This window comes from Lysinibacillus sp. G4S2 (genome assembly GCF_030348505.1).
In the GTDB taxonomy this organism is placed as follows: Bacteria; Bacillota; Bacilli; order Bacillales_A; family Planococcaceae; genus Lysinibacillus.
The window spans coordinates 4,852,261-4,868,654 of the sequence record NZ_JAUCFJ010000002.1 but is presented as its reverse complement, the minus strand read 5'-3'; the positions used below and the strand labels follow the sequence as shown (position 1 = coordinate 4,868,654).

Genomic DNA, 16,394 nt, shown 5'->3' with positions numbered 1-16,394 from the left:
GGTACAAAGAGTAAAATGAAAAAAATAATTATATATGATTAGGATTGCTTTCATATAAGTTCGATAATAAGGTTCGGATGTTTCTACGAGATCACCATAAATGATTTCTCTATGAAGGTGAATGTTTTGGATAGGTGAGAAGGTTAGTAAAATACTTGTCTTTGCTACGCATTCGCCTTTGTAAATTTAGAGCTTATGAACGCGTAGGAAGTCTTTACTTTCATACGCGTTTTTCTTTGAACATATGAAAAGTTCCTTTAAAAATAGTAGAAGAGGTGGAAATATTGTCAGCTAGCCCTTTATTAAAAGAGCAAGAAAAAATCGTCGTTCTTGACTTCGGTAGCCAATTTAACCAATTAATTACGCGTCGTATCCGTGAATTTGGTGTATTCAGTGAGTTACATCCACATACGATTACGGCAGAAGAAATTAAAGATATGAACGCAGCAGGTATTATCTTTTCAGGTGGTCCAAACTCTGTATATGATGCAAATGCCTTCCATGTAGACCCGGCTATTTTCGAATTAGGCTTACCAATCCTAGGTATTTGCTACGGTATGCAATTAATGGCACATACACAAGGCGGTAAAGTAGAAGGTGCTGAAACACGCGAATATGGTAAAGCTGAGATCCAAGTAACAGCTTCAAACAAACTATTCGGTGAGTTACCAACAGAACAAATCGTATGGATGAGCCACGGTGACCATGTAACAGAAGTGCCTGCTGGCTTTGAGGTAATCGCAACAAGTGCTGCTTGCCCAATCGCTGCAATGGCAAATGTAGAACGTAAACTTTATGCAGTACAATTCCACCCAGAAGTACGTCACTCTGTATACGGTAATGACTTATTACGTCAATTCGTGTTCGATGTTTGTGAAGCAAAAGGCGACTGGTCTATGGCAAACTTCATTGAGCTTGAAATCGCGAAAATCCGCGAAATAGTAGGAGACAAAAAGGTATTATGTGCACTTTCTGGCGGTGTAGACTCTTCTGTAGTAGCCGTATTAATTCATAAAGCAATTGGTGATCAGCTTACTTGTATGTTCGTAGACCACAACTTAAACCGTAAAGGTGAAGTTGAACAAGTAATGAAAACATTCACTGAAGACTTTGACATGAATCTTATTAAAATTGATGCACGTCAACGTTTCATGGATAAGCTTGCTGGCGTTTCTGACCCAGAGAAAAAACGTAAAATTATCGGTAACGAATTTATTTACGTATTCGATGAAGAAGCGTCTAAACTTGAAGGAATGGACTTCTTAGCACAAGGTACACTTTATACAGATATCATTGAATCTGGTACAGCAACTGCCCAAACTATTAAATCACACCATAACGTTGGTGGTCTTCCAGAAGACATGCAATTCAAATTAATTGAGCCACTTAACACATTATTTAAAGATGAAGTGCGCGCATTAGGGCTAGAGCTTGGTCTTGATGAAAAAATCGTTTGGCGTCAACCATTCCCAGGTCCTGGTCTAGGTATCCGTGTACTTGGTGAAGTAACAGAAGAAAAACTAGAAATCGTACGCGAATCTGATTTCATCCTACGTGAAGAAATCGCCAAAGCTGGTCTTGATCGTGACATCTGGCAATACTTCACGGTATTACCGGACATCCGTTCAGTTGGCGTAATGGGCGATGCTCGTACGTATGACTACGCAATCGGTATCCGTGCGGTAACATCTATCGACGGTATGACTTCTGATTGGGCACGCATTCCTTGGGATGTATTAGAGAAAATCTCTGTTCGCCTAGTAAACGAAGTAAAACACGTGAACCGCGTGCTGTATGATATTACATCTAAGCCACCTGCAACTATTGAGTGGGAATAATTAAATAACAGCTAGAAAAAGCTTGGAGAGCCTTATCTAATAAGGTTTCTACCAAGCTTTTTTGTTTTGTGATACAAGATCTGATACCATAAATCTAAATAAAAGAAATATTTGGTTAGTATATCTTTATCTGGCTCATCACCAAAAGTTGTGGATGACATTTTTTAAAATATACGCGCTGTATATTAGTTGATTTTCGTTCCGACTGGGCGACTCCTTGGGGATCAGCGTCACAGATGAGACCCTGCGGCGAGCATGTAGAGGAACGAAGACTAAGAGCATCACATCCTGGATTTATCGAAACAAAATCGCTCATTATCGAAACTATTTGAGCTTTTATCGAAACAAAATCTCATTTTATCGAAATTATTTGGGCTTTTATCGAAACAAAATCTCATTTTATCGAAACTATTTGGGCTTTTATCGAAAAACAAGCTCTTTCTAGCAAAGAAATCAACCACACGTTATGGTGAAGAGCCCTATATCTTACTATGCTGATTACAGTATATCTTTTTTAGATTTAAAACTATTAAAAAGATATACTAGATACTTTATTAATAATGTTACCTATTGAGCTCTTGAAACTCTTTTTTTAAGGATAATACTTGCTAAGCTTTAGGTATAGTAAACTAATGAATATAAATAGCTCTATGTAGTTGTTTAGTTTAGATTAGGGGGATTGAAATGGGAAAAAATATAGCGATGATTCATACACTTGCTGTTGGTATGCCGAAAGAATTGCATTATAGTAATGGACGTTCAATGATTACAGGGATTGAAAAACGAAAAATACAAGAAGTTTATTTGTCTGCTCGTGGATTTGAGGGGGACGATGTAGCAGATAAAAAACATCATGGTGGTCCTGACCGTGCCGTTTGTTTATATCCTGCGGAGCATTATATACAATGGGAACAGGAAATTGGTAAACCGTTGCCGACAGCGGCATTCGGTGAAAACTTAACAGTAACGAATATGTTGGAAGCTGATATTTGTATTGGCGATATTTATAAAATAGGTGATGCTGTCATCCAAATTACCCAAGGACGTGTACCATGTAGTACGATTGATAAATATACTGAGGTGAACATATTACTCAAACGTTTAATTGAAACAGGCTATACGGGCTTCCTTGCGCGTGTACTGGAAGAAGGGAAAATCTGTGCAGATTCAAAAATTGAATTAGTGGAAAAGGACCCTGCGCGTGTTTCTGTCTTACACTGCAATGAAGTGTATTTTAAAAACAAAGACGCACTTGCGATGAAACGTATACAAGCAGTTGATGCATTAGCAGAAGATTGGAAACAAAAATTAGAAAAAAGAATTCAGCTCTTGCAAAGTAAAGTAATGAATTAAACATATGCCGATCAAGAGAGCTCTCCTGTAATCGCTGTATTATAATCTGCTAGAATTCGAATGGATTCTAGCGGATTTTTTCGTATGAGTTTCAATACAGATAGATAAAAGGGGAAATTGTTAAATGCATTCACTTAGTACTTTGTGAAAGTTGAGTTATAAATAAAAAATTTCTATGTATAAAAATAAGTATATTACGTAAGTGAAGTGAATAGACCTATGGTGAAAAACGGTAAAGGCACTCTGTTTGAGTGATATTTACTGTTTTTTTGTTGTTGTATAAAGATAAATGAAATGGAAAAAATATAGAATTTGTCTGAATTGAATGAACTAAAAGTCCTGAATTGTTTAGAATTTGTTTAGTGTCTGAATATATAATAAGTCCATAAACCTAAAAGGTGGTGAGTTCTATTATAAAAGACATAACAAAAGTAGGACTTATACATGAAAAACTGTACACCACAATTCATAAGTCGTCGTGATTACCTATACTGTGGAGTACTTATTAGAATGTATTCATTTATGGAAACAAGTGATTTAAAGGAAAGAGGGATCAACCTATTGTTTGTGACATATCTTTCTGACATTAAGAAAGGATATAAATCGTCAGTAAACACTAACAGGTATCTCTCTAGGCTTAGAAAAGGAGAGAAACATGAAAAAAATAAACATAGCAGTACTCTTATTGCTGCTCGTATTTCAAACAGTACTATCACCAATTTCAGTGTTTGCGAGTGAAGTGGACCAAAATAATGGAGCACATGAAACACTTGGAACAACTGAAGCAAAAAGTTCAGAAGAACCATCTGTAGTAGAAAACGGACCAGAAGCTAATGAAAGCGCTGGTGTAAATGATGGGGCAGTAGGAGAAGAAAAGAGCGTTGATTTACCTGAACAATCAGGAGAACCAAATGCTCCTACAGAAAAACCAAGTACCCCTACAGAAGAATCTAAAACTGTCGGGGAAAATAGTAACTCAACAAAATCCGAACCAATTAAAGAGGATAGTAACTCAACAAAACTAGCACCAACTGAAGAAAATGGTAACTCGGCAAAACCAGTACCAACTGAAGAAGGTGTTTCACCAGAACCAACCGAACCAAATATTCCTGTTGTAGATAAAGCACGAGAACTAAGTCATGCAGGATTGCTTGATAGTGCGGAAATTAAAAAAACAGATTTATCATACGGTGAACAAACAGGAATTCTTGTAAAATTTAGTGAAAAGTCTGATGTCAAATTAAAAACAGGCGATACACTTACGATGACATTGCCATCAGAATTAAGAGGGTTCAATTCGACTATTGAACTAGAAGATTACGGTTCGTGTAATGTGACTGGTGGACAAGTCGTATGTACGTTCAATGACAAAGTAGAGACACGTGAAAACATTAGAGGTTACTTTGAATTTACTATTCAAGCAACAAATGTAGAATATGGAAAATCAAAAACGATTAATACGGACTTTGGAACAGATTTAAGTAAGCAAGCTGTAACAATTACGCATCCAAGTGGTGGTTCTTCGCCAGGAGTCTTCTTCTATAAAGCAGGAGATATTCAGCCAGATAAATCAGATGAAGTTCGCTGGTTCCTAAACTTCAACTTAAAGAGAGAAAGCCTTGAAAGTGATATCGTTTTACACGATCAGTCGCAAGGTGGTCAAAAAATACAGCGAGATAGTTTTTATATCAGCACAAATGGCAATTTAGGTGATCGCTATTTCACACCTGCAGAGTTTGAAAGCAATGGGTATGGACATGTGCATTTTGAAGATGATAACTCATTTGAAGTAGTGATTAAACAAGAACATGCAAGCTCAACATCATTCACTGTAAGTTATAAAACAACTATTACAGCTGAAGGGGTAAATGAAAAATATCTGAAGAATGCATATGATTTGACATACACAGTCAACGGCCAAGAGCCAGTATCTGAGAAAGACGTGGTGGAAGTAAAAAATATTTTTTCTAATGGTTGGGCTGAGGGAGATTTGCCAGACAAAGGTACATTGAGAATACTAAAACATATAGATGGTAATGAAGAGCAAGTCATTCCAGGTGTTCAATTTAAAGTTTTCTCAAAAAATGGTCAACAAATTGGCGATAAATATACAACCGATAAAAGTGGAATTGTAGAAGTACCAAATTTAAAAGTTGGTGATTACTATATAAAAGAAGTATCAGCTCCTAAATATGTAACATTTGATGAAGAAGAGGAATTTCCATTTACAATAGAAGCTGGCGCTACAAAAGGTGTAAAAGTAGCGATTAGTAACAGTTTGAAAGAAATCTCAATTTGGGGAACGAAAACTTGGGAAAATGATAGTGAACAAGATCGACCTTCGGAAATCAAAGTAGATTTACTAAAAGATGATGCGGTTATTGACACAAAAACAGTAACGGCAGAAAACGGTTGGAAATACAACTTCGGTAAATTAGACCAATACACAGTAGACGGTAACGAGATTAAATATACTGTGAAAGAGCAACCAGTAGAGGGATATGAGCCAAAAGTTAATGGTTATAATATTGTAAATACAAAAATCCCTAAAGGATCAATTGTTTTAACGAAAATAAATGCTGATACGAAAGAAAAATTAGAAGGCGTTGAATTTGCGTTAATTGACGATGAAGGCAAAGTGATTAAAGAAAAATTAGTAACTGATAAAAATGGTCAAATTAAAGTAGATAACCTAAGTCCAGGTAAATATGCGTTTGTGGAAACAAAAGCATTATATGGATATAAACCTTTGCATGAAAAAACTGAGTTTACAATTGAGCACGATAAAGAAGATGTTCAAGTAACGGTAGAAAATTCCTATAACAAGACAACTGTAGTGTTGACAAAACATAGTAAAAATGAACAAGGTCCAGTATTACCTGGTGCAGAATTCAAACTCGTTAATCAAAAGGGCGAAGTAATTGTTTTAAAATTAGTAACAGATAAAGACGGTCAAATTAAAGTAGATAACCTAAGTCCAGGTAAATATGCGTTTGTGGAAACAAAAGCACCAAAAGGTTACCAACTTGATGCCAAACCAATCGAATTTGAAGTTAGTTTGGTAGACAAAGAATCTGTTATTCAGTTAAAAGCATTTAATCAAGTTGAACCAAGTGAAAAACCGACAACACCAGAAAAACCGACAACACCAGAAAAACCGGTGGAGCCAAGTGAAAAACCGACAACACCAGAAAAGCCGGTGGGGCCAAGTGAAAAACCGACAACACCAGAAAAACCGGTGGGACCAAGTGAAAAACCGGTAACACCAGAAAAACCGGTAGAACCAAGTGAAAAACCAGTGGTGCCGAGTGAAAAACCGATAGAACCAATTGAAAAAACATATGACCCTAAATATGAGGGTAATGTAGTAGAGGAACCAAAACCAGAACAACCAGTGGAACAGAATGGAACGAAAGACTCCGAAGATACAGGTAATGTAGAGGATCAAAAAATTCCAGAGAAACAAGAAGAACAACTGGTGAAACCGATTGAAAAAACATATGATCTAAAAAATGCGGGTAATGTAGTAGAAAAGCAAATCAACAAAGATGTTCAAAATGTAAAAGCTGACAAAGAGAAGCAACAAACTTCAAATGAACGCTTACCTCAAACAGGGGAAAGTAACACAACTTTATATCAAGTAATTGGTTTAGTCTTAGTAGCTTTAGCGGGTTTGTTATTACGACGCAGAAAAGAAATTTAAAAAAGTCACATCAGAAAAGCGCGAAAAATCAACGTTTCTAAAATTGATTTTCGCGCTTTTTAAGGTTTTGAGCAGTTATGTAATCTATATTCCTACACCGTCCATTTAGTGGTTGCGTTGACGGTATTCGATAATATATAGGTTGTATAGTCTGCGAAGTCGTTCTGTACTGATAGAGCTATCATATTAAAAGATGTTTGAAATATAGCTGTAGTACGATCGTTTTAACAGCGTACTTTAAAGCGTCTGTATTGATGGAGCATGCAATTAATGGTTCTGAATTTATTGATGAGCAGTGAGGTAGTTTTGCAGACGGTTTGCCGTTTGAATGTGCACAAAGAATATTTGATTTTCAAGATTAATATAAAAATAAACGTTAATTTTAGAGAACATGAACATTAAATAAGTATTTTACACGAACTTTCGTATTTTATTTATGAAAAATGTTCGGAAATAGGGTTGAAATCTGAAAAATGAAATGATATATTACGATTGTAAATTAAATAAGTCGTCGTATAATGTCGGGGATAAGGCCCGTGAGTTTCTACCAAGTTACCGTAAATAACTTGACTACGATTTTAGTTATATATATCAATGTATAGAAACTAATCAATTTCACACAAAAACGGTGATGAAATGTATCGTAGACATGCGACTAGTAGAGTAGTCAGCGTGTCTTTTTTGTTTTCGATATTGAAGACGACCATACGGAGGATTTCTTTAAAATGAAAAAGTATTTCATGTTCGATGAATTAGGAACTAATTATCGCCGCGAAGTTCTTGGTGGTTTTACAACGTTCTTAGCAATGGCTTACATTTTAGTGGTAAACCCAGTAACATTGACATTAGCGAATGTAAAGGATTTACCAGACGCTTTACGTATGGATTATGGAGCAGTGTTTGTTGCAACTGCAGTGTCAGCAGCAATTGGTTGTTTTATTATGGGGATCTTGGCAAAGTATCCGCTCGCTTTAGCACCAGGTTTGGGACTTAATGCATTTTTTGCTTATACAGTAGTATTAGTAAATGGTAGTCCGTGGCAGCATGCACTAGCAGCAGTATTTATTTCAGGTCTATTTTTCTTATTATTAACATTAACAGGCTTACGTGAAAAATTAATTAATGCTATCCCTATGGAATTAAAATTAGCAGTAGGTGCTGGTATCGGTTTATTCATAGCTTTTATTGGGATGCAAAATGCACACATTATAGTTAAAAATAATGCAACTTTAGTTGGTATCGGTAATTTACACGAACCACAAGTATTGCTAGCGATTTTCGGTATTATAGTGACAGTTATTTTAATGGTGCGTGGTATTAAAGGCGGCGTATTCTACGGAATGGTAATAACATCAATCGTTGGTATGTTTACAGGCCTAGTTGATTTGCCTGAAAAAGTTGTATCAGCACCACCTAGCATTTCACCAACGTTTGGAGCGCTATTCAGTTCTTTCTCTGACCCAAGCTTTTATACATTATCAATGCTGTCAGTAATTTTAACTTTCTTATTTGTTGACTTCTTTGATAATGCAGGGACATTGATTGCGGTAGCTAACCAAGCAGGATTAGTTAAAGATAATCGTTTACCACGCGCGGGTAAAGCTTTAATTTCTGATTCAATTGCAACGATTATTGGTTCAATTTTGGGTACATCTACTATTACATCTTATGTCGAATCTTCTTCAGGTGTAGCAGCTGGTGCCCGTTCAGGTTTCGCTTCAATTGTAACTGGATGTTTATTTTTATTATCACTATTCTTTTTACCGTTGTTAGGAGTTGTTACTCCAGCTGTTACTGCTCCAGCATTAATAATAGTAGGAGTTTTAATGGTTTCTTCTTTAGGCCAAATTGCTTGGAATCGTTTTGAAATCGCAGTACCATCATTCTTAACAATGATTATGATGCCGTTAACATATTCAATTGCAACTGGTATTGCAGTAGGTTTCATTTTCTATCCATTAACAATGATTATTAAAGGGAGAGCGAAAGAAGTAAATCCGATTATGTATGTCTTCGCGGTAATCTTCTTATTGTATCTAGCAACTTTATAAAATAGAAGCTGTTCACAAATTCGATTTGACGATATTTGTGAGCAGCTTTTTTTGTTGGGAAGAATAATTTTTTACAGAAACATTTATATAGGAAAGGATTCATTTTTCTATGAATTCAATTTCACGGAATTATTTTTCTTTTTAAATACGGTTGTATTACTAGAAGATTAGTGATATATTTAAACACGTTGTTACGAAACATAAACAACAACATAAAAAATACTAACATAAAGAGTTGACGTAGAGTTAACATTATGTTAAAGTATAGAAAGTCACTTAAGCGTGACAGAATAATGAACCTTGAAAACTGAACAAGCAAAACGTAATCAATAAAGTTTTTAGTAACTAACCTTGAGTTGGTGAACGAAACAAAATTTTGGACATCAAACATGATGCCAGCAAAACAATTTGAGCTAATCAAATTTCTTTTATGGAGAGTTTGATCCTGGCTCAGGACGAACGCTGGCGGCGTGCCTAATACATGCAAGTCGAGCGAACAGAGAAGGAGCTTGCTCCTTTGACGTTAGCGGCGGACGGGTGAGTAACACGTGGGCAACCTACCTTATAGTTTGGGATAACTCCGGGAAACCGGGGCTAATACCGAATAATCTATTTCACTTCATGGTGAAATACTGAAAGACGGTTTCGGCTGTCGCTATAAGATGGGCCCGCGGCGCATTAGCTAGTTGGTGAGGTAACGGCTCACCAAGGCGACGATGCGTAGCCGACCTGAGAGGGTGATCGGCCACACTGGGACTGAGACACGGCCCAGACTCCTACGGGAGGCAGCAGTAGGGAATCTTCCACAATGGGCGAAAGCCTGATGGAGCAACGCCGCGTGAGTGAAGAAGGTTTTCGGATCGTAAAACTCTGTTGTAAGGGAAGAACAAGTACAGTAGTAACTGGCTGTACCTTGACGGTACCTTATTAGAAAGCCACGGCTAACTACGTGCCAGCAGCCGCGGTAATACGTAGGTGGCAAGCGTTGTCCGGAATTATTGGGCGTAAAGCGCGCGCAGGCGGTCCTTTAAGTCTGATGTGAAAGCCCACGGCTCAACCGTGGAGGGTCATTGGAAACTGGGGGACTTGAGTGCAGAAGAGGAAAGTGGAATTCCAAGTGTAGCGGTGAAATGCGTAGAGATTTGGAGGAACACCAGTGGCGAAGGCGACTTTCTGGTCTGTAACTGACGCTGAGGCGCGAAAGCGTGGGGAGCAAACAGGATTAGATACCCTGGTAGTCCACGCCGTAAACGATGAGTGCTAAGTGTTAGGGGGTTTCCGCCCCTTAGTGCTGCAGCTAACGCATTAAGCACTCCGCCTGGGGAGTACGGTCGCAAGACTGAAACTCAAAGGAATTGACGGGGGCCCGCACAAGCGGTGGAGCATGTGGTTTAATTCGAAGCAACGCGAAGAACCTTACCAGGTCTTGACATCCCGTTGACCACTGTAGAGATATGGTTTTCCCTTCGGGGACAACGGTGACAGGTGGTGCATGGTTGTCGTCAGCTCGTGTCGTGAGATGTTGGGTTAAGTCCCGCAACGAGCGCAACCCTTGATCTTAGTTGCCATCATTTAGTTGGGCACTCTAAGGTGACTGCCGGTGACAAACCGGAGGAAGGTGGGGATGACGTCAAATCATCATGCCCCTTATGACCTGGGCTACACACGTGCTACAATGGACGATACAAACGGTTGCCAACTCGCGAGAGGGAGCTAATCCGATAAAGTCGTTCTCAGTTCGGATTGTAGGCTGCAACTCGCCTACATGAAGCCGGAATCGCTAGTAATCGCGGATCAGCATGCCGCGGTGAATACGTTCCCGGGCCTTGTACACACCGCCCGTCACACCACGAGAGTTTGTAACACCCGAAGTCGGTGGGGTAACCTTTTGGAGCCAGCCGCCGAAGGTGGGATAGATGATTGGGGTGAAGTCGTAACAAGGTAGCCGTATCGGAAGGTGCGGCTGGATCACCTCCTTTCTAAGGATATTTTCGGAATACAAACCTAGGGTTTGTAAGATTACGTTTTGCGTTCAGTTTTGAAGGTTCATTCTTACGAATGAAACACTTCAAAACTTGTTCTTTGAAAACTGGATAAAACGACATTGAAATTGTAACAAACACATTAATTTTTTAAGTTTTTTTATAGGCTTAATAACTTGGTTAAGTTATTAAGGGCGCACGGCGAATGCCTTGGCACTAGGAGCCGAAGAAGGACGGCACTAACACCGATATGCTTCGGGGAGCTGTAAGTGAGCTTTGATCCGGAGATTTCCGAATGGGGGAACCCACTACGTTTAATCGCGTAGTATCTTGACGTGAATTCATAGCGTCTTGAAGGCAGACCCAGGGAACTGAAACATCTAAGTACCTGGAGGAAGAGAAAGAAAAATCGATTCCCTGAGTAGCGGCGAGCGAAACGGGAAGAGCCCAAACCAAGAGGCTTGCCTCTTGGGGTTGTAGGACACTCTATACGGAGTTACAAAAGAGCGAGTTAGATGAAGCGACTTGGAAAGGTCCGCCAGAGCAGGTAAAAGCCCTGTAGTCGAAAGTTCGTTCTCTCCTGAGTGGATCCTGAGTACGGCGGAACACGTGAAATTCCGTCGGAATCCGGGAGGACCATCTCCCAAGGCTAAATACTACCTAGTGACCGATAGTGAACCAGTACCGTGAGGGAAAGGTGAAAAGCACCCCGGAAGGGGAGTGAAAGAGATCCTGAAACCGTGTGCCTACAAGTAGTTAGAGCCCGTTAATGGGTGATAGCGTGCCTTTTGTAGAATGAACCGGCGAGTTACGATTACGTGCGAGGTTAAGCTTTAGAAGGCGGAGCCGCAGCGAAAGCGAGTCTGAATAGGGCGAATTAGTACGTGGTCGTAGACCCGAAACCAGGTGATCTACCCATGTCCAGGGTGAAGGTGAGGTAACACTTACTGGAGGCCCGAACCCACGCACGTTGAAAAGTGCGGGGATGAGGTGTGGGTAGCGGAGAAATTCCAATCGAACTTGGAGATAGCTGGTTCTCTCCGAAATAGCTTTAGGGCTAGCCTCGTGATGAGAATACTGGAGGTAGAGCACTGTTTGGACTAGGGGGCCATCCCGGTTTACCGAATTCAGACAAACTCCGAATGCCAGATATTTATACACGGGAGTCAGACTGCGAGTGATAAGATCCGTAGTCAAAAGGGAAACAGCCCAGACCACCAGCTAAGGTCCCAAAGTAATCGTTAAGTGGAAAAGGATGTGGCGTTGCACAGACAACCAGGATGTTGGCTTAGAAGCAGCCATCATTTAAAGAGTGCGTAATAGCTCACTGGTCGAGTGACGCTGCGCCGAAAATGTATCGGGGCTAAACGATTCACCGAAGCTGTGGATTGACATCTATGATGTCAGTGGTAGGAGAGCGTTCTAAGTGCGTTGAAGTCAGATCGGAAGGACTGGTGGAGCGCTTAGAAGTGAGAATGCCGGTATGAGTAGCGAAAGACGGGTGAGAATCCCGTCCACCGTATGACTAAGGTTTCCTGAGGAAGGCTCGTCCGCTCAGGGTTAGTCGGGACCTAAGCCGAGGCCGATAGGCGTAGGCGATGGACAACAGGTTGATATTCCTGTACCACCTCCTCACCGTTTGAGAAATGGGGGGACGCAGTAGGATAGGGTAAGCGCGCCGTTGGTTGTGCGCGTCCAAGCAGTAAGGCGTGTGTGTAGGCAAATCCGCACACTGTAACGTTGAGCTGTGATGGCGAGTCCGTATGGACGAAGTTCCTGATTTCACACTGCCAAGAAAAGCCTCTATCGAGGTGAGAGGTGCCCGTACCGCAAACCGACACAGGTAGTCGAGGAGAGAATCCTAAGGTGTGCGAGAGAACTCTCGTTAAGGAACTCGGCAAAATGACCCCGTAACTTCGGGAGAAGGGGTGCTCTTGAGCGTGCAAGCGCATGAGAGCCGCAGTGAATAGGCCCAGGCGACTGTTTAGCAAAAACACAGGTCTCTGCAAAACCGTAAGGTGACGTATAGGGGCTGACGCCTGCCCGGTGCTGGAAGGTTAAGAGGAGTGGTTAGCGCAAGCGAAGCTGCGAATTGAAGCCCCAGTAAACGGCGGCCGTAACTATAACGGTCCTAAGGTAGCGAAATTCCTTGTCGGGTAAGTTCCGACCCGCACGAAAGGCGTAACGATCTGGGCACTGTCTCAACGAGAGACTCGGTGAAATTATAGTACCTGTGAAGATGCAGGTTACCCGCGACAGGACGGAAAGACCCCGTGGAGCTTTACTGTAGCCTGATATTGAATTTTGGTACAACTTGTACAGGATAGGTAGGAGCCAGAGATCTCGGAGCGCCAGCTTCGAAGGAGGCGTCGGTGGGATACTACCCTGGTTGTATTGAAATTCTAACCCATGCCCCTTAGCGGGGTAGGAGACAGTGTCAGGCGGACAGTTTGACTGGGGCGGTCGCCTCCTAAAAGGTAACGGAGGCGCCCAAAGGTTCCCTCAGAATGGTTGGAAATCATTCGTAGAGTGTAAAGGCACAAGGGAGCTTGACTGCGAGACCTACAAGTCGAGCAGGGTCGAAAGACGGGCTTAGTGATCCGGTGGTTCCGCATGGAAGGGCCATCGCTCAACGGATAAAAGCTACCCCGGGGATAACAGGCTTATCTCCCCCAAGAGTCCACATCGACGGGGAGGTTTGGCACCTCGATGTCGGCTCATCGCATCCTGGGGCTGTAGTCGGTCCCAAGGGTTGGGCTGTTCGCCCATTAAAGCGGTACGCGAGCTGGGTTCAGAACGTCGTGAGACAGTTCGGTCCCTATCCGTCGTGGGCGTAGGAAATTTGAGAGGAGCTGTCCTTAGTACGAGAGGACCGGGATGGACACACCGCTGGTGTACCAGTTGTCTTGCCAAAGGCATCGCTGGGTAGCTATGTGTGGACGGGATAAGTGCTGAAAGCATCTAAGCATGAAGCCCCCCTCAAGATGAGATTTCCCATTACGCAAGTAAGTAAGATCCCTCAAAGACGATGAGGTAGATAGGTTCGAGGTGGAAGTGTGGTGACACATGGAGCTGACGAATACTAATCGATCGAGGACTTAACCACAATGTTTGAAACATTCAATGCACCGTTTATCCAGTTTTGAAAGAACAATTATTCTTTCATCAAGGGTTTCAAGATACGAGTAGTTCGAGGAAGAGATGGAGAGAGGAAAGGAGCGTACTCAAGTACGTGACTGACTGAACGACAGAAGCTGACGAAGAAATGCGACGTATATTGAAAGCCAAAGAGAGCTTCAAGACACAAGTAGTACAAGGAAGCAAACGAGTGAATGAGGGAGCGTACCTCCGTACGTGACCGATTGAGCGAGAGAAGCTGACGTAGTAATACGCCGTGTATTGGAGGTCGAAAATAGTCTAGTGATGATGGCAAAGAGGTCACACCCGTTCCCATACCGAACACGGAAGTTAAGCTCTTTAGCGCCGATGGTAGTTGGGGGCTTCCCCCTGTGAGAGTAGGACGTCGCTAGGCAAAGAAACAGTCAGCTGTGTGCTGGCTGTTTTTATTTTATGGAATAAAATAAACTGAACCCCGAATAGTGAACACTTTAAAAAAGTGGACCTATTCGGGGTTTTTCTTTATTCAATAAATCAATTTCATAAATCATATTTTCCCAGAGCTTAGACTGCTCTATTAAGAAGACTTACGTTTTAAAATTATGCTGCTTGAGTTTGTGTTTGTAATAAAGTATTGAGACGATCTAATGCTAATTTGCAGTCATTATAAACGTCACCAGGTTGAAATGAAGTTTAGCTTTTCTTCCTATTCTGCGACGGGCATTGTTTAACTGAAAATATTGCTTAAGTATGAATTTACATGTTCAATGGCTGTTCGCTCTTTACACAGTTGTTTCCTAAGTTCAGAGTCACGTGCTGGACGTGAAATTTCGTAATCCATGTCAAATTGATTTTAAAAACCTTCTGACAAAGATCATCACATAACGGATAGCTTTCACATTCCTATGATTTTGTGAATTTTAGTGTTCGTTACTTTCATCGAAGTTGTCATAACAGTAGCTGTGGTTCACGTACATATGTCGGTCTGAAATGCTCCTCCAATCCAAGTTACTCGCTTTTATTGCGGACATTATAGAGAATGATTACGCGCATTTGTCGGGCATAAACCTGGCGATAAATCGGTTCAATATATAACCATCCAAATCGGCGTCATAAAGTGACTCGACAATATACTTTCTGCTTTTATTAAAAGAGGGATAGCTACTTTGCTATCTGATAAATTATCCGATGGCATCAAACGACTCACGATGTATTGATCCTTTATTGAAACAGCAAGATAACCTTTGGAGCTATAACAGAATGTATTTTTGCCATCAATTTTTTTCTGATGCCCCAGTTTGATTCAATTGGGCGTTCTATAAAGCGTTTCAAGTGAAGTATCTACCTGACGTTTGATTCTGTCGATTGACTTTCTTTAATTTCAGTTTGTGCAGCGAGCCAAGTAGTGTGTTCTTCTTTGATAGAGGGCCATGTTTTTTCAGTATGTTTCGCTGATCACGTGACTCAAAATGTGTGGTATCAAGCGCGAGGTGTTCATCACTAAGGAAATCTTCTACAAGATTGTTTGAATCGATATATCTTGTATGTGGTTGTGCACATCTGACTAACTAATGATGTCGAAGAAAGCTTGAGAGAGTTGTTTAAAAAGGACTATATTTTGATTAGGAATAAGGGCTCAACGCCAAAATTTGTTCTTGATTAAAAATGAATACAAAAAAGCACCTGTATCCGCTAGAGTTGAGAGTACCACCAAACAAATCAGCGAGGTATACAGATGCACTCTCATTCTATCAAGGATTTATGGGATTTACCAAAATTAAAAATTATTGCAACCGAAAAAATAGACCAACAGATTCTCATCGATGTGAGCCAATCGAATTGAAGCAATCATGTCTCATTTGCAAGTCTAATCAAACGATTCGTCGGGGGATTAGTTATAGACGTACAGTCCGTCACCTTGATGCTTTTGGGTGTCGAGTTTATTTAAAGTTGCCTGCTATTCGTCTTTCTTGTAAAGCGTATATAGCTGCTTTCGTCTGGCATTATGAATTTGTAGCACCTAACAAGCGCTATACAAAGGCATTTGAAGCGACTTTACCAAAACAAGCAATTGGGGCAACTATCACACATACAGCGCGTGTAACGGAAACACCTGCGACAACGGTAGCTCGTATCGTGAAAACATGGAAAAAGAAAGAAGCTTCACGTGTTCAACAAGCCTGTCAGCACAAGACATCTCATTGTCAAAATCTCGTGCTTGGACTTGATGATTTTGCCATTCGCAAGGGGCATACCTACAATACTGGTTTGCATGACTTGCGAAATGGCACATTTTTAGATATTATTCCAGGACGCACCATCCTTGAATTATAAGCATATTTCTGCGAAC

General features: G+C 40.8%; 5 protein-coding genes, 3 rRNA genes and 2 riboswitches. All 8 genes read left to right on the top strand.

Going from position 1 to position 16,394, the window contains the following annotated elements:
- Positions 1-30: 30 nt before the first annotated feature.
- A riboswitch (purine riboswitch) is annotated at positions 31-132 on the top strand.
- 152 nt (positions 133-284) lie between these two features.
- The 8 genes from guaA (at position 285) to QUF91_RS24815 (ending at position 16,378) form a co-directional block, all read left to right on the top strand.
- Positions 285-1,838: a glutamine-hydrolyzing GMP synthase gene (guaA, locus tag QUF91_RS24850; protein WP_285396116.1), complete on the top strand. Its 1,554-nt coding sequence runs from the start codon at positions 285-287 to the stop codon at positions 1,836-1,838.
- Positions 1,839-2,522: 684 nt separating this feature from the next.
- The gene (locus tag QUF91_RS24845; protein ID WP_285396115.1) at positions 2,523-3,191 is read left to right on the top strand and encodes an MOSC domain-containing protein; all 669 of its coding nucleotides are present in this window, start codon (positions 2,523-2,525) and stop codon (positions 3,189-3,191) included.
- Positions 3,192-3,846: 655 nt separating this feature from the next.
- Entirely contained in the window at positions 3,847-6,894 is a 3,048-nt protein-coding gene (locus tag QUF91_RS24840) for a SpaA isopeptide-forming pilin-related protein (protein ID WP_289419713.1), read from the top strand.
- A 491-nt stretch (positions 6,895-7,385) separates the two neighbouring features.
- Positions 7,386-7,487: riboswitch (purine riboswitch) on the top strand.
- A 132-nt stretch (positions 7,488-7,619) separates the two neighbouring features.
- Positions 7,620-8,945, top strand: coding sequence for an NCS2 family permease (locus QUF91_RS24835; RefSeq protein ID WP_285396113.1), 1,326 nt, complete (start codon positions 7,620-7,622; stop codon positions 8,943-8,945).
- 427 nt (positions 8,946-9,372) lie between these two features.
- Positions 9,373-10,924, top strand: a 16S ribosomal RNA gene (locus QUF91_RS24830).
- A 181-nt stretch (positions 10,925-11,105) separates the two neighbouring features.
- Positions 11,106-14,033 (top strand): 23S ribosomal RNA (locus tag QUF91_RS24825).
- Positions 14,034-14,343: 310 nt separating this feature from the next.
- Positions 14,344-14,459 (top strand): 5S ribosomal RNA (rrf, locus tag QUF91_RS24820).
- Together the 16S, 23S and 5S rRNA genes form the textbook arrangement of a ribosomal RNA operon.
- A gap of 1,424 nt (positions 14,460-15,883) precedes the next feature.
- Positions 15,884-16,378 (top strand): helix-turn-helix domain-containing protein, encoded by a 495-nt coding sequence (locus QUF91_RS24815; protein ID WP_289419712.1) that lies wholly within the window; start codon positions 15,884-15,886, stop codon positions 16,376-16,378.
- Positions 16,379-16,394 lie beyond the last annotated feature (16 nt).

What these genes read in the sequence shown, in the direction of transcription:
- QUF91_RS24845 (WP_285396115.1), top strand. Translation starts at nt 2,523, where the DNA reads ATGGGAAAAAATATAGCGATGATTCATACACTTGCTGTTGGTATGCCG.
- QUF91_RS24840 (WP_289419713.1), top strand. Translation starts at nt 3,847, where the DNA reads ATGAAAAAAATAAACATAGCAGTACTCTTATTGCTGCTCGTATTTCAA.
- QUF91_RS24835 (WP_285396113.1), top strand. Translation starts at nt 7,620, where the DNA reads ATGAAAAAGTATTTCATGTTCGATGAATTAGGAACTAATTATCGCCGC.